Source organism: Williamsia deligens (assembly GCF_024171765.1).
In the GTDB taxonomy this organism is placed as follows: Bacteria; Actinomycetota; Actinomycetes; order Mycobacteriales; family Mycobacteriaceae; genus Williamsia_A; species Williamsia_A deligens.
The window spans coordinates 521,837-542,867 of record NZ_JAMTCI010000002.1; the positions used below are offsets into that span (position 1 = coordinate 521,837).

Annotated in this window: 19 protein-coding genes and 2 tRNA genes; 6 read left to right on the forward strand and 15 right to left on the reverse strand. The window is 69.5% G+C overall.

Annotated features, from left to right (window positions below; all coding sequences use genetic code 11):
- Position 1: 1 nt before the first annotated feature.
- On the reverse strand, positions 2–607 hold the full coding sequence (gene mobA / locus LX14_RS16715; RefSeq protein ID WP_253648452.1) for a molybdenum cofactor guanylyltransferase: 606 nt from the start codon (positions 605–607) through the stop codon (positions 2–4).
- Positions 608–657: 50 nt separating this feature from the next.
- Between mobA and LX14_RS16720 the strand changes: the two genes are divergently transcribed.
- The gene (locus LX14_RS16720) at positions 658–3,021 is read left to right on the forward strand and encodes an FdhF/YdeP family oxidoreductase (RefSeq protein WP_253648453.1); all 2,364 of its coding nucleotides are present in this window, start codon (positions 658–660) and stop codon (positions 3,019–3,021) included.
- Positions 3,021–3,836, forward strand: coding sequence for a formate dehydrogenase accessory sulfurtransferase FdhD (fdhD, locus tag LX14_RS16725; protein WP_253648454.1), 816 nt, complete (start codon positions 3,021–3,023; stop codon positions 3,834–3,836). Before LX14_RS16720 ends, fdhD begins: the two co-directional genes overlap by 1 nt.
- Before the next feature lie 3 nt (positions 3,837–3,839).
- On the opposite strand, the gene clpX is transcribed toward fdhD, so the two are convergent.
- The 6 genes from clpX to LX14_RS16755 form a co-directional block, all read right to left on the reverse strand.
- Positions 3,840–5,120: an ATP-dependent Clp protease ATP-binding subunit ClpX gene (clpX, locus tag LX14_RS16730; protein ID WP_253648455.1), complete on the reverse strand. Its 1,281-nt coding sequence runs from the start codon at positions 5,118–5,120 to the stop codon at positions 3,840–3,842.
- Positions 5,121–5,383: 263 nt separating this feature from the next.
- Complete coding sequence (locus LX14_RS16735; protein ID WP_301283730.1) at positions 5,384–6,058, reverse strand: ATP-dependent Clp protease proteolytic subunit; 675 nt, start codon at positions 6,056–6,058, stop codon at positions 5,384–5,386.
- Between the two features lie 79 nt (positions 6,059–6,137).
- A complete protein-coding gene (locus tag LX14_RS16740; protein ID WP_372505423.1) occupies positions 6,138–6,767 on the reverse strand; it encodes an ATP-dependent Clp protease proteolytic subunit in 630 nt (209 codons plus the stop codon).
- A gap of 133 nt (positions 6,768–6,900) precedes the next feature.
- The gene (tig, locus tag LX14_RS16745) at positions 6,901–8,259 is read right to left on the reverse strand and encodes a trigger factor (RefSeq protein WP_253648456.1); all 1,359 of its coding nucleotides are present in this window, start codon (positions 8,257–8,259) and stop codon (positions 6,901–6,903) included.
- Positions 8,260–8,383: 124 nt separating this feature from the next.
- A tRNA-Pro gene (locus LX14_RS16750) sits at positions 8,384–8,457 on the reverse strand.
- Between the two features lie 41 nt (positions 8,458–8,498).
- Positions 8,499–8,572 (reverse strand) — tRNA-Gly (locus LX14_RS16755).
- A gap of 326 nt (positions 8,573–8,898) precedes the next feature.
- On the opposite strand from LX14_RS16755, the gene LX14_RS16760 reads away from it, so the two are divergent.
- The gene (locus tag LX14_RS16760) at positions 8,899–9,597 is read left to right on the forward strand and encodes a L,D-transpeptidase (RefSeq protein WP_253648457.1); all 699 of its coding nucleotides are present in this window, start codon (positions 8,899–8,901) and stop codon (positions 9,595–9,597) included.
- Positions 9,598–9,657: 60 nt separating this feature from the next.
- Here LX14_RS16760 and sthA read toward each other — a convergent pair whose 3' ends face one another.
- The 5 genes from sthA to LX14_RS16785 form a co-directional block, all read right to left on the reverse strand.
- Entirely contained in the window at positions 9,658–11,091 is a 1,434-nt protein-coding gene (gene sthA, locus LX14_RS16765; RefSeq protein ID WP_253648458.1) for a Si-specific NAD(P)(+) transhydrogenase, read from the reverse strand.
- A 50-nt stretch (positions 11,092–11,141) separates the two neighbouring features.
- Positions 11,142–12,071, reverse strand: coding sequence for a PE-PPE domain-containing protein (locus LX14_RS16770; RefSeq protein ID WP_253648459.1), 930 nt, complete (start codon positions 12,069–12,071; stop codon positions 11,142–11,144).
- 62 nt (positions 12,072–12,133) lie between these two features.
- Positions 12,134–12,928 (reverse strand): Fpg/Nei family DNA glycosylase, encoded by a 795-nt coding sequence (locus LX14_RS16775; RefSeq protein ID WP_253648460.1) that lies wholly within the window; start codon positions 12,926–12,928, stop codon positions 12,134–12,136.
- A gap of 54 nt (positions 12,929–12,982) precedes the next feature.
- Complete coding sequence (locus tag LX14_RS16780; protein WP_253648461.1) at positions 12,983–13,456, reverse strand: ribose-5-phosphate isomerase; 474 nt, start codon at positions 13,454–13,456, stop codon at positions 12,983–12,985.
- 69 nt (positions 13,457–13,525) lie between these two features.
- Entirely contained in the window at positions 13,526–14,170 is a 645-nt protein-coding gene (locus LX14_RS16785; RefSeq protein ID WP_253648462.1) for a DsbA family protein, read from the reverse strand.
- A 198-nt stretch (positions 14,171–14,368) separates the two neighbouring features.
- On the opposite strand from LX14_RS16785, the gene pepN reads away from it, so the two are divergent.
- Positions 14,369–16,957 (forward strand): aminopeptidase N, encoded by a 2,589-nt coding sequence (gene pepN, locus LX14_RS16790; protein WP_253648463.1) that lies wholly within the window; start codon positions 14,369–14,371, stop codon positions 16,955–16,957.
- Between the two features lie 74 nt (positions 16,958–17,031).
- On the opposite strand, the gene LX14_RS16795 is transcribed toward pepN, so the two are convergent.
- The 3 genes from LX14_RS16795 to LX14_RS16805 form a co-directional block, all read right to left on the reverse strand.
- On the reverse strand, positions 17,032–17,505 hold the full coding sequence (locus LX14_RS16795; protein ID WP_253648464.1) for a DUF5130 domain-containing protein: 474 nt from the start codon (positions 17,503–17,505) through the stop codon (positions 17,032–17,034).
- Entirely contained in the window at positions 17,492–17,746 is a 255-nt protein-coding gene (ctaJ, locus tag LX14_RS16800; protein ID WP_253648465.1) for an aa3-type cytochrome oxidase subunit CtaJ, read from the reverse strand. The genes LX14_RS16795 and ctaJ overlap by 14 nt, the downstream gene beginning before the upstream one ends.
- 133 nt (positions 17,747–17,879) lie before the next feature.
- Positions 17,880–18,524 (reverse strand): HNH endonuclease, encoded by a 645-nt coding sequence (locus LX14_RS16805; protein ID WP_372505415.1) that lies wholly within the window; start codon positions 18,522–18,524, stop codon positions 17,880–17,882.
- Positions 18,525–18,721: 197 nt separating this feature from the next.
- Here LX14_RS16805 and LX14_RS16810 point away from each other — a divergent pair, with 197 nt between their 5' ends.
- Both LX14_RS16810 and LX14_RS16815 read left to right on the forward strand, forming a co-directional pair.
- Positions 18,722–19,117 (forward strand): globin, encoded by a 396-nt coding sequence (locus tag LX14_RS16810; RefSeq protein ID WP_253648467.1) that lies wholly within the window; start codon positions 18,722–18,724, stop codon positions 19,115–19,117.
- 119 nt (positions 19,118–19,236) lie between these two features.
- Entirely contained in the window at positions 19,237–20,937 is a 1,701-nt protein-coding gene (locus LX14_RS16815; RefSeq protein WP_301283731.1) for a glycoside hydrolase family 13 protein, read from the forward strand.
- Positions 20,938–21,031: the final 94 nt, after the last annotated feature.

The following is a 21,031-nucleotide window of genomic DNA, read 5'->3' on the forward strand; positions in this document are numbered from 1 at the left end:
TCTAGGGAACGGCGATCTTGTCCCTGCGCAGCCGGTGCACGTCCTCCGGCGCGTTGACGTTCGTGAGCCAGGTGGGGTCGGTGACGCTGACCCGGTGCACGACCATCTCGTCGAGCGCGGCGAGCAGGCGACGTTCGCCGCCGGCCACGAGTTCGGTCAGGCGCGCGGCGCACGACGACCGGTAGATCGCGGCCAGCGGGTGCTGGCGCTGGGCGTCCACCGCGATCACCGCGTCGTCGTCGGCACCCAGTCCCGCGAGGAGCTCGTCGACCAGGTCCGCGCGCAGCAGCGGCATGTCGGTGGCACACACGAACGCGACGGGGACGTCGTGCGCGGCGGCGTCGGTCAGTCCGGCGGCGAGGGCGCCGAGCGGCCCCGTGCCGGGGTCCTCGTCGGTGACCCACCGCAGTCCGTCCTGCTCGGCGAACGCCGCGTAGGCCGCGGAGTCGGTCGTGGCGACGACCGTGATCGGATCGCAGCGTCGTCGCAGTTCGGTCACGATGCGCGTGAGCATCGGCTGTCCGCCCAGGTCGAGCGCCGCTTTGTCCTCCCCCATCCGGCGCGATGCGCCTCCTGCGAGCACGATCCCGGCCAGTGGTTGCGACATCGCTCGAGTATCGCGTGACGGGACCCCCCGGTGAGGCCACTATGGGGAACATGACGACAACCGGTTCCCGGCAGGACATCCCCGGGGACGGCTACACCCCCCAGACCACCCCGCGGGCGATCGACCCGGAGACACCTGTGCGCGAGCCGGAGGTGACGTCGGTGCACGACATCAAGTCGCATGCGGCGGGCATACCCGCGGTCGCGGTGTCGATGCAGCGGGGCTTCACCCAGATGGGCCCGTTCCGCACGGCGAAGACGTTCCTGGAGCTGAACCAGCGCCATGGGTTCGACTGCCCGGGATGCGCGTGGCCGGAGAAGCCGGGCGGTCGCAAGCCCGCCGAGTTCTGTGAGAACGGCGCCAAGGCCGTCGCCGAGGAGGCCACCCGGCGCACCGTCACCCCGGCGTTCTTCGCGGCCCATCCGGTCGACGCGCTGCGCGAGCGTAGCGAGTACTGGTTGAGCCAACAGGGGCGCATCACGCACCCGGTGATCCTGCGGGAGGGGGCGACGCACTACGAGCCGATCGACTGGGACAGCGCCTACCGCCTGATCGCCGACGAGCTCACCGGGCTCGACGACCCCGACCGCGCCGTCTTCTACACATCCGGGCGCACCAGCAACGAGGCCGCGTTCGTCTATCAGCTGCTCGCGCGGTCCCTGGGCACGAACAACCTGCCCGACTGCTCGAACATGTGCCACGAGTCCTCAGGCCACGCGCTGACGACGACCATCGGCATCGGCAAGGGATCGGTGACGGTCCTCGACGTCGAGAACGCCGATCTCATCGTCATCGCCGGACAGAACCCCGGCACGAACCACCCGCGGATGCTCTCGATCCTCGGCGACGCGAAACGCAACGGCGCCACCATCGTCGCGGTGAACCCCATGCCCGAGGCCGGGCTCATGCGCTTCCGCGACCCGCAGCGCGTCGGGGACATCCTGTCCGACGGCACGCAGATCTCCGACGAGTTCCTCCAGGTCCGCCTCGGCGGGGACATGGCACTGTTCCGTGGACTCGCCGCACTCCTGCTGCGCGACGAGAAGCGTGCTCCCGGAACCGTGTTCGACCACGCGTTCCTCTCCGAGTACTGCGACGGACTCGACGACTACCTCGCCGCTGTGGCCGAGACCGATCTCGACGAGGTCTGCGAGGCCACGGGGCTGTCGATGGACCAGCTCGAGACCTTCGCGCGTCTGTGGGAGCGCTCGGAGCGCACCATCGTCTGCTGGGCGATGGGCCTCACCCAGCACAAGCACGCCGTCGCGACCATCGAGGAGGTGTCGAACGTCCTGCTGCTGCGCGGGATGATCGGCAAGCCCGGCGCCGGCGTCTGTCCCGTCCGCGGCCACTCCAACGTCCAGGGCGACCGCACGATGGGCATCTGGGAGCAGATGCCCGAGTCGTTCCTGTCCGCTCTCGACGACGAGATGGGCATCACCAGCCCGCGCGATCACGGATGGGACGTCGTCGACGCCATCCGCGCGATGCGGGACGGCAAGGTCGACGTCTTCATGTCGATGGGCGGCAACTTCGTCTCCGCCACCCCGGACACCGCGGCGACCCGTGCAGCGCTCGAGAAGTGCCGTCTCACCGTGCAGGTCAGCACGAAGCTGAACGCCTCCCATCTGCACACCGGGACGACCAACCTCATCCTCCCGACCCTGGGACGCACCGACCGCGACATCCGCGACGGCAAGAAGCAGCAGGTGTCGGTGGAGGACTCGATGGGGTCGGTCCACCTGTCGCGAGGATCGCTGCGTCCGTCGAGCGACCAGATGCGCAGCGAGGTCGGTATCGTCTGCGAGCTCGCCGAGGTGATGTTCGGGAGCGGTCACCCGGTCGACTGGGCGGGGCTCGCCGCCGACTACGACCGCATCCGCGATCACGTCTCGCGGATCGTGCCGGGATGCGAGGACTTCAACACCCGCGTCCGCCAGCCCGACGGGTTCTTGCTGCCGCACCCGCCCCGCGACGCCCGCGAGTTCCCCACCGAATCCGGCCGCGCACAGCTCACCACCAACGAGCTGATCTGGCTGCCGACACCGGAGGGACGACTCATCATGCAGACCCTGCGCAGCCACGACCAGTACAACACCACCATCTACGGCCACGATGACCGCTACCGCGGCATCAAGGGCAACCGCCGGGTGGTGATGGTGAACCCGGACGACATCGCGAGCCTGGGACTGACGGCGGGACAACGGGTCTCGATCATCTCGGAGTTCGAGAACGACGGCCGCCTGGAGGAGCGTCGCGTCGACGACTTCACCGTGGTGTCCTTCCCGACACCCCGGGGCAACGCCGCCGCGTACTACCCCGAGACGAACCCGTTGGTGCCGTTGGACTTCGTCGCCACGAAGTCCAACACCCCGGTGTCCAAGGGGATCACCGTCCGACTCGTCGCCGCCTGATGGGACGCGTCACCACGCGGGCCCCGGTCCGCAGGATCCGCCCGACGGGCGAGGTGACCCGCCCCGACACCCTCGCGGTCGAGGAGCCGTTGGAGATGCGGGTCGACGGGCGCGCGCTCACGGTCACGATGCGCACCCCCGGCGCGGACGTGGATCTCGTGCACGGTTTCCTCCTGGCCGAAGGGCTCATCGCCGGCGGGGCGGACATCGCCGAGGTGCGCTACTGCGACGGCGTCGACGCTGCGGGCGCGAACACCTACAACGTCCTGGACATCACCACCGCCGGGGACAGTGCGGTCGACATGGTCCCGCGCGCCTTCGGGACGACGTCGGCGTGCGGTGTGTGCGGCACCGCTGAGATCGACCGGATCACCACGTCCACGCCGTGGGATCTGACCAGCGACGACTGCCGGGTGACCACCCAGGTGCTGGCGGGCCTGCCGGACACCTTGCGCGCGGCGCAGAAGACGTTCGCGACCACCGGGGGCATCCACGGTGCGGGCCTGTTCCGCACGGACGGCACGCTCCTCGTGGCGCGGGAGGACGTGGGCCGCCACAACGCGGTCGACAAGGTCATCGGGTGGGCGGTCCGGGAGCGCCTGCTCCCCCTGCGTGAGGTCGTCCTGATGGTGTCGAGTCGGGTGTCGTTCGAGCTCGTCCAGAAGGCCGCGATGGCCGGGATCCCCGTCATCGCCGCGGTGTCGGCGCCGTCGTCCCTGGCGGTGTCGCTCGGCGACCAGCTGGGCATGACCGTGGTCGGGTTCCTCCGCGGCGAGTCGATGAACGTCTACGCCGGCGGGGACCGCGTCGTCTGAGGCTCAGGCGGTCTTGTCGCGACGCTCGTCGCGGCGCGGCTTGCGCGGGACGATCGTCGGGAGCACGTTGTCGCGCACGGTCTCCCCGGTGACGACGACCTTGGCGACGTCGTCGCGGCTGGGGATGTCGTACATGACCGGGAGGAGGACCTCCTCCATGATGGCGCGCAGGCCACGAGCACCGGTGCCACGGTGGATCGCCTGGTCGGCGACAGCCTCGAGGGCCTCACCGGTGAACTCGAGTTCGACGCCGTCCATCTCGAACAGGCGCACGTACTGCTTCACCAGCGCGTTCTTCGGCGTCGACAGGATCGAGACCAACGACTCCTTGTCCAGGTTCGTCACCGACGCGACGACCGGCAGACGACCGATGAACTCCGGGATCAGCCCGAACTTGATGAGGTCCTCGGGCATGACCTCGGCGAAGGCGTCGGTCATCTCGTCGTCGTTCTTCTTCGCCACCTCGGTGCCGAAACCGATGCCGCGCTTGCCGATGCGGTCGGAGACGATCCGCTCGAGGCCCGCGAACGCACCGGCCACGATGAACAGCACGTTGGTGGTGTCGATCTGGATGAATTCCTGGTGCGGGTGCTTGCGCCCACCCTGCGGCGGGACGGATGCCTGGGTGCCCTCGAGGATCTTCAGCAGTGCCTGCTGCACACCCTCGCCGCTGACGTCGCGGGTGATCGACGGGTTCTCGCTCTTGCGGGCGATCTTGTCGACCTCGTCGATGTAGATGATCCCGGTCTCGGCGCGCTTGACGTCGTAGTCGGCGGCCTGGATGAGCTTGAGGAGGATGTTCTCGACGTCCTCACCGACATACCCGGCCTCGGTCAGGGCGGTGGCGTCGGCGATCGCGAACGGGACGTTGAGCATCTTGGCCAACGTCTGCGCGAGGTAGGTCTTGCCGCAGCCGGTGGGGCCGAGCATCAGGATGTTCGACTTCGCCAGCTCGACGGCCTCGCCACCGCGGACGTCCTTGCGGTCGCCCGCCTGGATCCGCTTGTAGTGGTTGTAGACGGCGACGGCCAGCGTGCGCTTGGCCGTGTCCTGTCCTATGACGTAGTTCTCGAGGAAGTCGCGGATCTCGGAGGGCTTCGGCAGCTCGTCGAGCTTGACCTCGCTCGACTCGGCGAGTTCCTCCTCGATGATCTCGTTGCAGAGGTCGATGCACTCGTCGCAGATGTACACGCCGGGTCCCGCGATGAGCTTCTTGACCTGCTTCTGGCTCTTACCGCAGAACGAGCACTTCAACAGGTCGCCGCCGTCACCGATTCGCGCCATCGTGTGCTGTACCTCTTCCTCGTGCACTGCCGTGAGGGACCTCGCGACAGGCGGACCGACCCGGTGGCCAGTATCCCTGACCGTACCCGCGGGTCGTCCGAACTTCGACCGATAACCACGATGTCGTGCGGGCCCGCCACCGGTGGTGGCGATCCGTCGTCCGTGGTGTCACGACACTGTCGTCGGGGCCCCGCCGGCCCGGACGTACAGGATCGCCCCTGCCCTCCCGCACCGGGCGCATCCGTGCGCCCGGGCGTGTCGGCTCAGCTCGAGCGACGGGCGGACTTCTTGCGGTACTCGAAGACCTCGTCGATGATCCCGTACTCCTTGGCCTGGGCCGCGGTGAGGATGTTGTCGCGATCGGTGTCGCGGCGGATCTTGTCGGTGTCCTGGCCGGTGTGGGTCGAGAGGATCTCGTCGAGACGACGACGGATGCGCTCGATCTCGGCGGCCTGGATCTCCAGGTCCGAGACCTGGCCCTGGTAGGCGCCGCCGGTCCGCGGCTGGTGGATCAGGACGGTCGCGTTCGGCAGCGCCGCGCGCTTGCCCGGCGTGCCGGCGGCCAGCACGATCGCCGCTGCCGAGGCCGCCTCACCGAGGCAGACCGTCGCGATGTCGCAGTGGACGTACTGCATCGTGTCGTAGATGGCCAGCATCGCCGGGACGCTGCCGCCCGGGGAGTTGACGTACATGATGATGTCGCGGTCGGGATCCTGGGACTCCAACACCAGCAGCTGCGCCATGATGTCGTTGGCGACCGTCTCGTCGATGGGGGTGCCGAGGAAGACGATGCGCTCCTCGAAGAGCTTCGCGTAGGGGTTGTACTCCCGCATGCCGTTGGGCGTGTGCTCGATGAACGACGGCAGGATGTACCGACTCTGGGCGCCCGCGGGGGCGATGCCCGCGGGTGTCTGACTGGACGAACCGAACATGCTCATGTGGTCTCTCCGAAGGCTGTGGGCCGCGACGCGGCCGGGGAAGGGATGGGCTCGTGGCCCTCGCGGGCCGAGGGGTCGCTCAGGAGCGGGTGATCACGTGGTCGACGAAGCCGTACTCCTTGGCCGCGTCGGCGGTGAACCACTTGTCACGGTCGGCGTCGGCCTCGATCTTCTCCAGCGGCTGGCCGGTGAACTCGGCGTTGAGCCGGTTCATCTCCTTCTTGGTCAGCGCGAACTGCTCGGCCTGGATCGCGATGTCGGCCGCGGTGCCCCCGATGCCCGCCGACGGCTGGTGCATCATGATCCGCGCGTGCGGCAGCGCGTGGCGCTTGCCCTTGGCGCCGGCCGCGAGCAGGAACTGCCCCATGGAGGCCGCCATCCCCATCGCGTAGGTCGCGACGTCGCACTGGGCGAGCTGCATGGTGTCGAAGATGGCCATGCCCGCCGTCACCGACCCGCCGGGCGAGTTGATGTAGAGGTTGATGTCCTTGGTGCTGTCCTCGGCGGACAGCAGGAGGATCTGCGCGCACAGCCGGTTGGCGATGTCGTCGTCGACCTGCGTGCCGAGGAAGATGATCCGCTCACGGAGCAGCCGCTCGAAGACCGAATCGCTGAGGTTCAGACCCGCGACGCCGGAGCTCGCGCTGATCGGCGAACCGCTCGCGGTCAGGAGGTTCTTCGGGTCGGTCACGGTTCCTACTTTCACCAAGATCGTGTCCAGGGGACCCGGGCCGGGTCCACTGCTCATGTGCTGACTCCGACACTAACGAATGCGGGTGGCCACCGACCCTCGGTGCCACCCGCATTCGCTGACAGCGGAAACATGTCCCGCTCGAGACGACTCAGTCGTCGGTGCTCGTCGCGTCCCCGTCCTCGGCCTCACCGGTGCCGAAGAACTCGGAGGTGTCCACGCTCGCACCCGTGGTGTCGGTGACCGTCACCTGTCCGACGATCCCGGCGAGTGCCTTGCTGCGCCGGATGTCGGCGTAGATGGCGCCGAGCTGGTCGGCCTGCTGCAGCTGCTGGATGAAGTCCTGCGGCTGCATGCCGTAGCGCTGGGCCTGGAAGATGATCTGCTGCGTGAGCTCGTCCTGGCCGACGGTGGTCTCCTGCTGCTCGGCGACGGCGTCGAGCAGGAGCTGGGTCTTGACCGCTGTCTCCGCGGCCGCCCGGGCCTCGCCCTCCCAGTCCTCACGGGTGGTCCCCTGGGCGGCGAGGAACTCGTCGACCTTGGCGTCGTCGTGGTCGAAGGCGTGGACGACCTGGTGCATCTGACCGTCGGCCTCGGCCTCCACGACCTTCTCGGGCACCGGGATCTCGACGGCGGCGAGGAGCTTCTCGAGCACGGCGTCGCGCACCGCGGACGCCTGCTCGGCGCGCTTGGAGCGACCGACGCGCTCACGCAGGTCGGCGCGCAGCTCGTCGACGGTGTCGAACTCGCTGGCCATCTGGGCGAAGTCGTCGTCGGCCTCGGGCAGCTCGCGCTCCTTGACCGACTTCACGGTGACGGTGACGTCCGCCTGCTCGCCGGAGTGCTCGCCCGCCACCAGCGTGGTGGTGAAGGTCTTCTCCTCGCCGGTGCTCATGCCGACGAGTGCCTCGTCGAGACCGTCGATGAGCTGGCCGGAGCCGACCTCGTGCGACAGGCCCTCCGTGGAGGCCTCCTCGACGGGGGCGCCGTCGACGGTGGCCGCGAGGTCGATGGAGACGAAGTCGCCGTCCTTCGCGGGACGCTCGACACCGGTCAGCGTGCCGAAGCGGGCGCGCAGGGCCTCGAACTGCTCGTCGACGGCGGCGTCGTCGACCTCGACCGGGTCGACCTCGACCGTCAGCGACGAGTAGTCGGGCAGGGTGATCTCGGGACGGACGTCGACCTCGGCGGTGAAGGTGATCGACTTGCCGTACTCCAGCTCGGCGAGATCGATCTCGGGCTGGCCGATGGGCGTGGTCTCGGTCTCGGCGATCGCCTGCGAGTACTTGGCGGGCAGCGCGTCGTTGACGACCTGCGCGAGCACGGAGTCACGGCCGACGCGTGCCTCGATCAGCTTGGCCGGCGCCTTGCCCGGTCGGAAGCCGGGGATGCGGACCTGCTGCGCGAGCGACTTGTAGGCGCGGGCGAAGTCTCCCTCGAGTTCCTCGAACGGGACCTCGACGTTGAGTTTGACCCGCGTCGGGCTCAGCTGCTCGACGGTGCTCTTCACGAAACTCGACTCCTTGCGTGGTGGACATGTGCCCTGATTGCGGTGGTGCCCCGGTTCGCGGTGGGGCGCCGGCAGTCGTCTGCCGACCACCACCGCCGTGGGTGATGCGGCGTCTCCGCCTCCGTCGGGATGACAGGATTCGAACCTGCGACCCTCCGCTCCCAAAGCGGATGCGCTACCAAGCTGCGCCACATCCCGGTCTCGGTGACGACGCCACCGCCACTCCGCGACGGGAGCGGTGGAGCGGGTGACGGGAATCGAACCCGCGTAGCCAGTTTGGAAGACTGGGGCTCTACCATTGAGCTACACCCGCGAGCACACCACGCCAGGGGGGATCGCCTCCCGACGTCGCATGCAGCGGCGACTCTACCGTGCTGGTCGCGTGCCACCGAATCTGCGGTCACCGGACGCCCGCCACCCGCCGGCAAGGCAGTGCGCCGACGCGATCGTCGTCACATGCGTCACTCCAGCCACATGCGTTGGCAGAGTTCACAACCACCAGGGTGTCCGTGTTGGACACACCGCCCTCGCGTGCGACGATGACGACGCGCGGCGGGGGTCTCGCGCAGCCATCGCACACGCCCAACCGCCACCGTTCTGCCCGACAGGGCACCGACACCGAAGGTCAGGTCCGAACTCGTGCCGACTCCCACGTCCACCCGCCGCGGCGCCACGCGCGCCCGTCTCGTGACGGTCGTCGCCGGTGCAGCGATCGCGTTGTTCGCGATCCCCGCGACCGCGGGCGCAGCTCCCGTCGCCCCGCAGCCGACGATCCCCGGTCTCCCCGGCGTCGTCGCCCCCGACTTCCTCAAGCCGTTCCTGCCGCCGTCGTCCACGGCGCCGGCACCGCAGGCACCGCCCGCCACCGAACCCGCCCCGGCCCCGGCCGATCCGGCTCCGCCGGTGGCCACCAAGACCGGCTGGGTCGCCCTCGCCGACGACGCCACCCACACGATGACCGTGTGGCACGACGGCAAGATCGCGCGCAAGGACATCCCCATCTCGATGGGCTCCAACGCGCACCCGACGCCCAACGGCGTGTACTTCACCAAGGAGAAGTACCGCGACATGTACATGGACTCGTCCACGTACGGCGTCCCGGTCGACTCCCCCGGTGGCTACCGGACCTACGTCGAGTACGCGATCCGCATGAGCTGGGACGGCATCTTCCTGCACGCCGCCCCGTGGTCGGTCGCCCAGCAGGGCAAGACCAACGTCAGCCACGGCTGCATCAACGTGAGCACCGACAACGGCAAGTGGGCCTACGAGAACTTCCCCGAGGGGACACCGATCGTGGTCCGCGGCACCGTCGGCGGCCAGTACGTACAGGGCAGCTGACCCGCACGACGCCTCAGTACCGCAGACATCCCCCGTCGGCCTCGGCCGGCGGGGGATGTCTCATTCGGTGCCCAGTTCGTGGCCGTCGCCCGACCCGGTGACGCGGGAGATCGCGCGCATCTTGTTGACCGCGTCGAGCGCGGCGACCTTGTACCCCTCGGCCAGGGTCGGGTAGTTGAACACGGCGTCGACGAGGTAGTCGACGGTGCCACCGCACCCCATGACGGTCTGACCGATGTGCACGAGCTCGGCCGCGTTGCTGCCGAAGACGTGCACCCCGAGCAACGTCCGGTCGTGCGCGTGGACGAGGAGTTTCAGCATCCCGTACGAGTCGCCCATGATTGCGCCCCGCGCGAGTTCGCGATAGCGCGCGACGCCCACCTCGAACGGGACGGTGTCGACGGTCAACTCCTCCTCGGTCCGGCCGACGTAGGACACCTCGGGGATCGAGTAGATGCCGATGGGCTGGATCCCCTCGCCGTTGCCGACCGGCTCACCGAAGGCGTGGTACGCGGCCCGTCGCCCCTGCTCCATCGACGTCGCCGCCAGGGCGGGGAACCCGATGACGTCGCCGACCGCGTAGATGTGTTCCACCGACGTGCGGAAGTGCTCGTCGACGACGAGCCGTCCGCGCTCGCCGGTCTCGAGACCCGCTGCGGCGACGTCGAGTTCGTCGGTGACACCCTGACGCCCGGCGGAGTAGAGGACGGTGTCGGCGGGGATCTTCTTGCCCGACTCGAGGATCGTCAACGTGCCGGACGGATGGCGTTCGACGGTCTTCACCGACTCGGAGAACCGGAACGTCACCCCGCGCTCGCGCAACTGGTACTGCAGGGCCTCGATGATCTCGCGGTCGCAGAAGTCGAGCATCGTGTGGCGCTTCTCCACGACCGTGACCTTGGTGCCGAGAGCGGCGAACATGGACGCGTACTCGATGCCGATGACGCCCGCCCCGACGACCACCATGGACTGCGGGACGTGGTCCATCCCGAGGATCTGATCCGAGTCGACGATCGTGGCGCCGTCGAAGTCGACACTCGACGGCCGCGCCGGGCGGGTGCCGACGGCGATCACCACGTGGTCGGCCGTGACGGTCTTCATGTCCCCGTCGGGTCCGTGGACGGCGATCTGGTGGCTGTCGACGAACTTTGCGTCCCCGATGAGCAGGGCGACGCGGTTGCGCGCCAACTGGTTCTGGATCACGTCGACCTCGCGGCCCACCACGTGCTGGGTCCGTGACGACAGATCGGCCACGGTGATGTCGGACTTGAGCCGGTACGACTGTCCGTAGAGCTCGCGCTGGTTGAGTCCGGTCAGGTACATGACCGCTTCGCGCATCGTCTTCGACGGGACGGTGCCGGTGTTGGTGCACACCCCACCGACCATGTCGCGGCGTTCGACGACGGCTGCCCGCCGACCCAGCTTCGCCGCGGCGATGGCGGCCTTCTGGCCCGCCGGCCCGGATCCGATGACCACGAGGTCGTAATGGTCCACGTGCACGCTCCCGCTGCTCGGGCAAGGACGATCGCCACCGGGGCGGCGGCTCACCCAGTCTCGCCCAGTCCGGCCTGTCGCGCGTGTCGAGCGGATGACGACGGCGAGAACGCAGCCGGGAGTGTGTCCCCGGGTTCCACGGCGGCGATGGGCCCCAGATGCGCTGTCGCGATGACCTGCAGCCACGCGGCGAGCGCGGCGCAGCCCGTGAGGCCGGCGGCGTCGTCGCTGCGGTCACTGGCGTAGGCCACGTGCCGACCACCGGTCGGGTTGGGCAGGGTGAGCGGGCCGATCCGCAGCGTGCACGGCAGGTAGCCGCGGATCTCGCGCGCGGCGACGGCGAGTCGCGTGACGTCGCGGCGCCACTGGGCCGGGCGGAACGACGTGGCGCGCGCGTTCTGCAGGGCGCCGGTGCGCACGGCCCGCAGCATCATCGTCACCCAGGACCCGGGATGCGTGGTCGTCAGCGTCCGTGTGAGATCGGCGATGTCGCGCACGAGCGAGTCCGGACTGGCATTGCAGATCACGTCGGCGCGGTCGCCGATCCACATGGTCGGGACGTCGGGCAGCGGTCGTCCCGGGCCGGCGACACCGTGCCCGTCGCATCCGCGGACGCATCCGGCGGGTTGGTGCGGGTCGGCCACGAGTCCGATCGCGACGGGCGGCCGGGAGGCGTTGTCGGCCAGCATCTCCCGGATCACCACGCACCCCTGCGAGTACCCGATGGCGGCCCACGGCCCGTCGATGTGGGAGACGGCGGCCCGCAGCGACGCGACGCCGGCGGCGACGCTGTCGGCGAAACTGGGCCCGTCGGGCACGGGCACCGGTCCGTAGCTCGCGGGGTACGCGACCCATCGGGCGACGAACCGCGGGTCGAGGTCGTCGACGACGCACCGCAGCAGGCCACGCACCGGCAGCGCCGGGTCGGAGGATGTCGCCTCACCGGTTCCCCCGACGACGAACACCGCGATCTTCTCCATGCGTCGATGATGCGCCGCGTTCGTGAGAGAACGCCAAGGAACGCCTGACGCCGCGGTGAGGATCAGTCGGGCTGACAGGTGGGGCACCAGAACAGGTTCCGACCCTCCATGACCTCACCGAGGACGGTGGTGTCGCAGATGCGGCACGGTTCGCCGCGCCGGCGGTAGACGTAGCTGCGGGGACGGCCGCGGGTTCCGACGGGGCCGTGGTCGTCCTGGGGGCGGATGGTGATGATCTTCCCCTTCCGCACCCCGACGGCCATCAGGTCGACGATGTCGTCCCACATGTCCTGCCACACCGCCTCGTCGACGGCGGTCCCGGGTCGCATCGGGTGGACCCCGGCGCGGAACAACACCTCGGCCCGGTAGACGTTGCCGACCCCGGCGATGACCTTCTGGTCCATGAGCATCGCGCCGAGCGCTCGCTTCGACTTGTGGATCCTCGCGAACGCCTGATCAGGGTCGGCGTCGGGGCGCAGCGGATCCGGTCCGAGGCGGGCGACGAGGAGGTCCAGATCCGCGGGGGTGAAGTACTCGCATGCCGTGGGACCACGCAGGTCGGCGCCTCGCGTGTCGCTCTCGATACGCATCCGCACCTGCCCGACCGGTGGGTCCATCGGGGCGGGGACGTCGCTGAACTTCCCGTACAGCCCGAGATGGACGTGCACCATGTCGCCCGAGGCGTACTCGTGGATGAGGTGTTTCCCCCACGCCTGCGCACGGGTGAACACCTGACCGTCGAGGCGCTCGGCCTCGGCGACGAACCGGCCCTGCGGGCTCGAGACCCGCACGGGCGACTTGCGGAACCGGCGTGTGTGCAGGCGCGCGAGGCGGTGCACGGTGTGCCCCTCGGGCATCGCTCCTCCTGGTCCCCCGCCTCGGACCGCCGACTGCGACGGCGGGGGCCGCCGTCAGGCCTGCGGGACCGGCGGGGCCTCGTGGGTGGTCTCGTACTCGGCGAGGATGTCGATCCGACGCTGGTGGCGCGGTTCGTCGGACCAGGCCGTCGCGACGAACGCGTCGACGATCGCGAGCGCGTCCTCGGTGGAGTGCATGCGGCCGCCGATGCCGATCAGCTGGGCGTTGTTGTGCTGCCGCGCGAGCTGCGCCGTCTCGACGCTCCACGCCAGTGCGCACCGCGCACCGGGGACCTTGTTCGCGGCGATCTGCTCACCGTTGCCGCTGCCGCCCAACACGATGCCGAGACTGCCCGGATCGGCGACGGTGCGCTCTGCGGCCGCGATGCAGAAGGCCGGGTAGTCATCGGCCGCGTCGTAGGCATGAGCGCCGCAGTCGACGACATCGTGTCCGCCGGACCGGAGATGGTCGGCGATGGTGTTCTTCAGATCGAAGCCGGCGTGGTCGGCACCCAGGTAGACGCGCATGGCGACCAGTCTGACAGGTGCCCCGCCGACGACGTCCGGATGGTCGGCGCGCCGGCGGGGCGGGTGCGGTCAGTCGAACTGGGGGCCTTCGTCCCGCGACCGCTTCAGCTCGAAGAAGTGCGGGTAGCTGGCCAGGGCGACAGCCCCGTCCCAGACCCGTCCGGCGTCGTCGCCGCGCGGGATGCGCGACAGCACGGGACCGAAGAACGCGATCCCGTTGATGTGGATCGTGGGTGTGCCGACGTCGTCGCCGACCTTGTCCATGCCCTCGTGGTGACTCGCCCGGATGGTCTCGTCGTACTCGTCGGAGTCCGCCGCCGACGCCAGGTCGGTCGGCAGCCCGGCGTCCGCGAGCGACGCGGCGATCGCGGCGTCGAAGTCGGAGACGCCGCGGTTGTGGATCTGGGTGCCCATGGCGGTGTAGAGCGGGTCGAGGACCTCGTGGCCGTGCGCGTTCACCGCGGCCTGCAGGACGCGGACCGGCCGCCACGCGTCCTTGAGCTTCTCCGCGTACTCGGCGGGGATGTCCTTGCCCTCGTTCAGCACCGCGAGGCTCATGATGTGGAAGGTGACGTCGATGTCGCGCACCTTCTCCACCTCGAGGATCCAGCGCGAGGTGATCCAGCACCACGGGCAGAGCGGGTCGAGCCAGAAGTCGACGCGGTCGCGGGTGGTGTCCCCGGTCGCGGACGGGGCGACGTCGGTGGCTGTCATGGTGAGCTCCTCATCTTCTCGGTCTGCGGGCCGGTGCGGTACGCACACGGGCGACCGCGGTCCCCATGATGACAACCCCGGTGCGTCCCCGACATTCCCCGGAGCCGGTCCCGCGGACACCCGGCCGCGGGCCGATCGCCACGACGTGGTGCGGTAGGACACAACCCGCTCCACCCGACGCCTCTCGATGGGACCCCCGTGACCGCACCCAACCTGACCCGTGACGACGCCGTCGCGCGCTCACAGATCCTCTCGATCTCCGGCTACACCGTGGATCTCGACCTCACCGACGGCAACGGCGCTCCCGGCGAACGGACGTTCCGATCGACGTCCACCATCACCTTCGACGCCACCGACGGCGCCGACACCTTCGTCGACATCGTCGCCGACACCATCGAGTCGGCGACGCTGAACGGCACCGACGTCGACGTGTCGGACTACTCCCCCGCCGACGGCATCGCGCTGACGGGGTTGCGCGAGCACAACGAACTCACCGTGGTCGCGCAGTGCCTCTACTCGAACACCGGCGAGGGGTTGCACCGCTTCGTCGATCCCACCGACGACGCGGTGTACCTGTACTCGCAGTTCGAGACCGCCGATGCCAAGCGGATGTTCGCGTGCTTCGACCAGCCGGACCTCAAGTCCACGTTCACCGTGTCGGTGACCGCACCGGCCGACTGGGAGGTCATCTCCAACGCCGCCGCGCAGGACTCCGGCTCCGACGAGGCCGGGGTGCACCGGTTCGCCACCACCGAGCCGATGAGCACCTACCTCGTCGCGTTGATCGCCGGGCCGTACGCGAAGTGGGAGGACTCGTACTCCGACGATCACGGCACCATCCCGCTCGGGATCTACTGCCGCGCATCGCTGGCCGAGCACATGGACCCCGAGCGCCTGTTCACAGAGACCAAGCAGGGCTTCGGTTTCTACCACCAGAACTTCGGGACGCCCTACGCCTTCGGCAAGTACGACCAGCTGTTCGTGCCCGAGTTCAACGCGGGCGCGATGGAGAACGCCGGCGCGGTGACCTACCTCGAGGACTACGTCTTCCGGTCGAAGGTCACCAAGGCGCTCTACGAGCGTCGTGCGGAGACGGTGCTGCACGAGATGGCGCACATGTGGTTCGGCGACCTCGTGACCATGAAGTGGTGGGACGACCTGTGGCTCAACGAGTCCTTCGCGACGTTCGCGTCGGTGCTGTGCCAGTCGGAGGCCACCGAGTACACGACCGCGTGGACCACCTTCGCCACCGTCGACAAGTCGTGGGCCTATCGCCAGGACCAGCTCCCCTCGACCCACCCCGTCGCCGCCGACATCCCCGACATCGCCGCGGTGGAGGTCAACTTCGACGGGATCACCTACGCCAAGGGCGCGTCGGTCCTCAAGCAGCTCGTCGCCTACGTCGGTCTCGAGGACTTCCTCGCCGGTCTGCGCGAGTACTTCGTCGATCACCGTTTCGGCAACGCGACCTTCTCGGATCTGCTCGGCGCACTGGAGCGGTCGTCGGGTCGGGACCTGTCCGACTGGGGCGACCAGTGGCTGCGCACCACCGGGATCACCCCGCTGCGCGCCGAGTTCGAGACCGACGACGACGGCCGGTTCACCTCGTTCGCGATCGTGCAGGGCGGCGCGCAGCCCGGCGCGGGTGAGACCAGGACACACCGGATCGCGGTCGGCATCTACGACGACGACGACGGCAAGCTGGTCCGTACGCATCGGGTGGAGCTCGACGTGGAGGGCGAGCGGACCGACGTCGCCGATCTGGTCGGCGTCGCGCGCGGCCAGATCGTCCTGGTGAACGACGACGACCTGACCTACTGCACCATCGGTTTCGACGACGACTCGTGGCGCGTGGCCACCGACCGCGTCGGCGACATCAGCGAGTCGCTGCCCCGCACGCTCGTGTGGTCGACCGCGTGGGAGAACACCCGCGACGCCCGCATGCGGGCCCGTGACTTCGTCGAGTTCGTCCTGCGCGGAGTGGGCGCGGAGACCGAGATCGGTGTGCTGCAGCGCATCCTGATGCAGACGCAGACGGCGGTCGACCGATACGCCGACCCGCAGTGGGCCGTCGAGACCGGGTGGCCGCGGTTCACCGCCCGGATGCTGGAGCTGGCGCGTGAGGCCGACGCCGGGTCGGACCATCAGCTGGCGTTCACGGGCGCCCTGCTGGCCGGGCTCGTCGGGGACGAGGACACCCTTGCGGTGCTGCGCTCCCTGCTCGACGGTGACGACCCCGCGACCGTCGGGTTGCCGGGACTGGTGGTCGACACCGACCTGCGGTGGTCGATCCTGACCGCGCTGGCCACCGCCGGTGCCGTCGACCCCGATCCCGACTCCACCCCGGTGATCGACGCCGAGGCCCGGCGCGACAACAGTGCAGCGGGAGCGCGCAAGGCCGCCACGGCGCGCGCGGCGCGGCCCCTCGCCGAGGCCAAGGCCCACGCGTGGGCTCAGGTGGTGGAGGACGACTCGTTGTCGAACACGCTGGGGCGCGCGGTCATCGCGGGCTTCGCGCGGCCGGGCCAGCAGGAGTTGTTGGCGCCGTACGTGGAGAAGTACTTCGACGCGGTGCCCGACGTGTGGCGGCGCCGGTCCAGCGAGGTGGCGCAGAGCGTGGTGGTGGGTCTGTATCCGCAGTGGGCCATCGACGACGCGTCACTGGCCCGCGCAGACGACTTCCTCTCGGCGGATCACCCGCCGGCACTGCGCCGACTGGTCCTCGAGGGCCGCGACACCGTCGCGCGCTCGCTGCGGGTGCGGCACGAGGACGCCTCGGGAGCCTGACGCCGACCCCCACAGACGCCTCCGGCGCCCGACGATCACGTCGGGCGCCGGAGGCGTCTGTGGGCTGGTGCGGATCAGGAACGCGCGATGGCGGTCGCCATCACACGCAGCGCCGCGATCAGGCCGTCGATCAGGTCGTTCTCGCGGAAGCCCGCGATGGCGGCGGTCACACCGAGCTGCGCGACCCGGTCGTTGACGCGACCCGCGACGCCGCGGCCGGACACCACGACGATCTCGTGGGAGTTCGGCGACACGGCGATCAACGCCGCGTGCTCGGGCTCGGGGACCTGCGGGAGGATCTTGCCGGCCTCCGCGACCGCGTCGCCGCCGAGATCACCGATGTAGATCGAGAACCGCACACCCGCGACCTCGGTCGCGTGGGTGAGGGCGTCGTCGAGGGCGACGAGTTCGTCGCGGTCGAACGGCGGCGTCTCGGGCGCGGCACCGGGTGTCCGCGCGGCGGAGATCCGACCGCTGGTGGTGACGACGGCACCCAACGGCAGCGCGTCGGGGTCGGTCACGACCGGCTTGATGTCACCACTTGCCATGTGCGGACCCTCCGGTCAACTCGTCGGTGGACAGGTCGTCGTGGACGGGCGGCGCCACCGGCGCGACGTCGACGGCGCTCAGCAGCAGAGGACCGCGGTCCCACTGCTTGTCCAGCGTGTAACGGACGGTGCGCTGGTGTCCCGATCCGAAGGCCCACGCCATGGACAGGACGCAACCGATGACCGCGACGATGCAGATGATCGTGACGGGCAGCCCGATCGCGATGATGAGATCTTCCATCAGCCTCGTGACCCTTCTCCGGGAGTGTTCTGCGGGGAAATCTATCCGAAGCGGACCCCGAGGGCCCAGGCGGGTACGACGCCGTGTCGTTGGTCTCCGGGACCGGTGGCCCGGGCGATGGCGGTGACAGAGGTCAGGCCGCGCCGACGTCGATGTACTGCGACCAGGCGGGGTCGATCTCCTTGACCGTCGCGAGCAGTCGCCAGTGCCGTCCCTTGGGCGGGGTGAGGGATGCGCGCAGCGTCCACCCCAGTTCCGACAGCAGGCGGTCGGCCTTCTTGTGGTTGCAGGACGCGCAGCAGGCGACGCAGTTCTCCCAGTTGTGTGCCCCGCCGCGGCTGCGTGGGACCACATGGTCGATGGTGTCGGCCTTGGCACCGCAGTACCCGCACCGGAAGCGGTCCCGGTGCATCAGCGCGGCACGCGTCATGGGGATCTTGGCGCGATACGGGACACGGACGTAGGTGCGGAGGCGGATCACCGAGGGGACCGCCATGCTGACGTCGGCGGAGTGGATCTGCGACCCGCGCTCGTCGGAGTGGACGACATCGGCGCGTTCCCGCAGCACGAGCACGACCGCACGGCGGATGGATATGGCCGTCAGCGGCTCGTACGTCGCGTTCAACAGCAGCACCCGGTGCTTGCCCCAGACGGGGCCACCGCGTCCGACGTCGGGCCGATGCGGCGCGTCGTCGGCGGGAGGCGCACCCGCGTGGTGGCGCGCGGCGCCCACGAGGGAGGTCACGACCTCCGACTGTTGCGACCGCGTGCGCGCCATCCGTCCTCCGAGCGTCCGAGGGTGTCGATGCCCTCGGCACACCAGTGCACCACGAAGACGGTCCCTGTGCATGGCATTAATGCATGGACACGGTGTCGGGACGGTGACGCGGATGGCCGGCGGGTGACGGCGCGGTGACCTCGTGTCGACGACGGCCGGGTGGCGTCGGCCCGGGCGGTGTGCGCGACACTGGAGCGGTGACCGAGGCCAGCGAGACGTTCTACGACGCGGTCGGTGGTGCCGCCACCTTCGCCGACCTGACGCACCGCTTCTACGCGGAGGTGCGCCTGGACGAGATCCTGCGTCCGCTCTACCCCGAGGACGATCTCGAGGGTGCCGAGGTGCGGCTGCGGATGTTCCTCGAGCAGTACTGGGGTGGTCCGCGCACCTATTCCGATCAGCGGGGCCATCCGCGATTGCGGATGCGTCACCAGCCCTTCCGCATCGGTGAGCTCGAGCGGGACGCGTGGTTGCGGTGCATGCACATCGCCATCGGCTCCATCGGCGAGGACCGACTCGATGCGCAGCACCGTCGAGCCCTCGTCGAGTACATGGAGATGGCGGCACAGTCGATGGTGAACAGCCCTCTGTGACAACGGGAATCGTCGGCGCCGGCCTCTCCTGAGACGGATCGGGGCCCGTCGACGCCGGTGTGAGCGCCACCACGCCGGGCGGGCGTGGACACCGTGCCAGGTGGGTCGGGTGAGGCAAGATGGGCGACGTGAACGACGAGTCACCGGACGTCTCCGTCTCCGACGGTTCCCCGGACAGCCCCGACGCGCAGGCCGCGCCGACGACGATCGCCGCCTCCCGCCCCGAGGGCGCCGGACCCGGCGCGGACGTGCCGTGGTGGGCGACCGCCGTCTTCTATCAGATCTACCCCCGCTCGTTCGCCGACAGCGACGGCGACGGCGTCGGCGACCTGCCCGGCGTCCTGGAGAAGCTCGGATACCTCGAACTGCTGGGCGTCGACGCGCTGTGGATCAGCCCGGTGATGCGCTCCCCCATGGCCGACCACGGCTACGACGTGTCCGATCCCCGCGACATCGACCCGCTGTTCGGCGGGATCGAGGCCCTCGACGCGCTCATCGAGGAGGCCCACGCCCGCGACATCAAGGTCACCATGGACCTCGTCCCGAACCACACGAGTGACCAGCACCCGTGGTTCGTCGAGGCGCTCGCCGCGGAGCCCGGCAGCGCAGCTCGTGAGCGCTACATCTTCCGCGACGGTCTCGGGGAGGACGGTGACCAGCCGCCGAACAACTGGCCGAGCATCTTCGGCGGTCCGGCATGGACCCGCGTCACCGAACCCGACGGCACCCCCGGCCAGTGGTACCTCCACATCTTCGCAGCGGAACAACCCGACCTGAACTGGGAGAACGACGAGGTCTTCGAGGATCTCGCCACCACCCTGCGGTTCTGGCTGGACCGTGGTGTCGACGGTTTCCGCATCGACGTGGCGCACGGCATGGCAAAGCCCCCGGGTCTGCCGGACATGCCCGAGGAGTTGCAGACCGGGCTGCTCATCAACGACGACGACGACCCGCGGTTCAACAACCCCGGGGTCCACCCGATCCACCGACGCATCCGTGCCGTGATGGACGAGTACCCCGACGCCGTCACCGTCGGCGAGATCTGGGTGCGCGACAACGCCCGCTTCGCCGAGTACGTCCGCCCCGACGAATTGCACCTGGGGTTCAACTTCCGTCTCGCCGAGGCCGACTTCACCGCCGAGTCCGTCCGCGACGCGATCGAGAACTCCCTGGCCGCGGTCGACTCCGTCCAGGGTGTCCCCACGTGGACGCTGTCGAACCACGACGTCGAACGCGAGGTGACCCGGTACGCCGCCGACACCACCGAGGCGGTGGGTCTCGACCGGGCGCGGGCGATGGTGTTGGTCGAGCTCGCCCTGCCGGGCGCGGTGTTCCTCTACAACGGGTCCGAACTCGGCCTCCCCAACGTCGACCTCCCCGAGGAGGCCCTGCAGGACCCTGTGTGGGAACGCTCCGGGCACACCATCCGTGGCCGCGACGGCTGCCGGATCCCGGTGCCCTGGCTCGGCGACACCCCGCCCTACGGCTTCAGCACCACCGAGGACACGTGGCTGCCCATGCCGAAGGACTGGGACGTCCTCACCGCCGAACACCAGCTCGAGGACGTCGACTCGACGTTGTCGCTGTACCGCCTGGCCATCGAGCTGCGCAAGACCCGCCCGGAGTTCGCGGGCGAGGAGGTCGAGTGGTACGGCGCGCCTCCCGGTTGCCTGGCGTTCCGTCGGTCCGAGGGACGACTCGTGTGCGCCCTGAACACCACCGACGCGCCTGTCGGACTGCCCGGTGGCGAGGTCCTCATCTCCAGTGCCCCGCTGCAGGACGGTCGGCTCCCGGCGAACGCCGCGGCCTGGCTCGTCTGAGTCGACCCGCGCGACCGGCGCCGAGTGGGCTGAAACCCACCGCCGAGCGGGCGGAAACCCACCGCCGAGCGTGCACTTGTTCGCGTCGAGCGTG

What these genes read in the sequence shown, in the direction of transcription:
- mobA (WP_253648452.1), bottom strand. Translation starts at nt 607, where the DNA reads ATGTCGCAACCACTGGCCGGGATCGTGCTCGCAGGAGGCGCATCGCGC.
- LX14_RS16720 (WP_253648453.1), top strand. Translation starts at nt 658, where the DNA reads ATGACGACAACCGGTTCCCGGCAGGACATCCCCGGGGACGGCTACACC.
- fdhD (WP_253648454.1), top strand. Translation starts at nt 3,021, where the DNA reads ATGGGACGCGTCACCACGCGGGCCCCGGTCCGCAGGATCCGCCCGACG.
- clpX (WP_253648455.1), bottom strand. Translation starts at nt 5,120, where the DNA reads ATGGCGCGAATCGGTGACGGCGGCGACCTGTTGAAGTGCTCGTTCTGC.
- LX14_RS16735 (WP_301283730.1), bottom strand. Translation starts at nt 6,058, where the DNA reads ATGAGCATGTTCGGTTCGTCCAGTCAGACACCCGCGGGCATCGCCCCC.
- LX14_RS16770 (WP_253648459.1), bottom strand. Translation starts at nt 12,071, where the DNA reads ATGGAGAAGATCGCGGTGTTCGTCGTCGGGGGAACCGGTGAGGCGACA.
- LX14_RS16775 (WP_253648460.1), bottom strand. Translation starts at nt 12,928, where the DNA reads ATGCCCGAGGGGCACACCGTGCACCGCCTCGCGCGCCTGCACACACGC.
- LX14_RS16780 (WP_253648461.1), bottom strand. Translation starts at nt 13,456, where the DNA reads ATGCGCGTCTACCTGGGTGCCGACCACGCCGGCTTCGATCTGAAGAAC.
- LX14_RS16785 (WP_253648462.1), bottom strand. Translation starts at nt 14,170, where the DNA reads ATGACAGCCACCGACGTCGCCCCGTCCGCGACCGGGGACACCACCCGC.
- LX14_RS16795 (WP_253648464.1), bottom strand. Translation starts at nt 17,505, where the DNA reads ATGGCAAGTGGTGACATCAAGCCGGTCGTGACCGACCCCGACGCGCTG.
- ctaJ (WP_253648465.1), bottom strand. Translation starts at nt 17,746, where the DNA reads ATGGAAGATCTCATCATCGCGATCGGGCTGCCCGTCACGATCATCTGC.
- LX14_RS16805 (WP_372505415.1), bottom strand. Translation starts at nt 18,524, where the DNA reads ATGGCGCGCACGCGGTCGCAACAGTCGGAGGTCGTGACCTCCCTCGTG.
- LX14_RS16815 (WP_301283731.1), top strand. Translation starts at nt 19,237, where the DNA reads ATGGGCGACGTGAACGACGAGTCACCGGACGTCTCCGTCTCCGACGGT.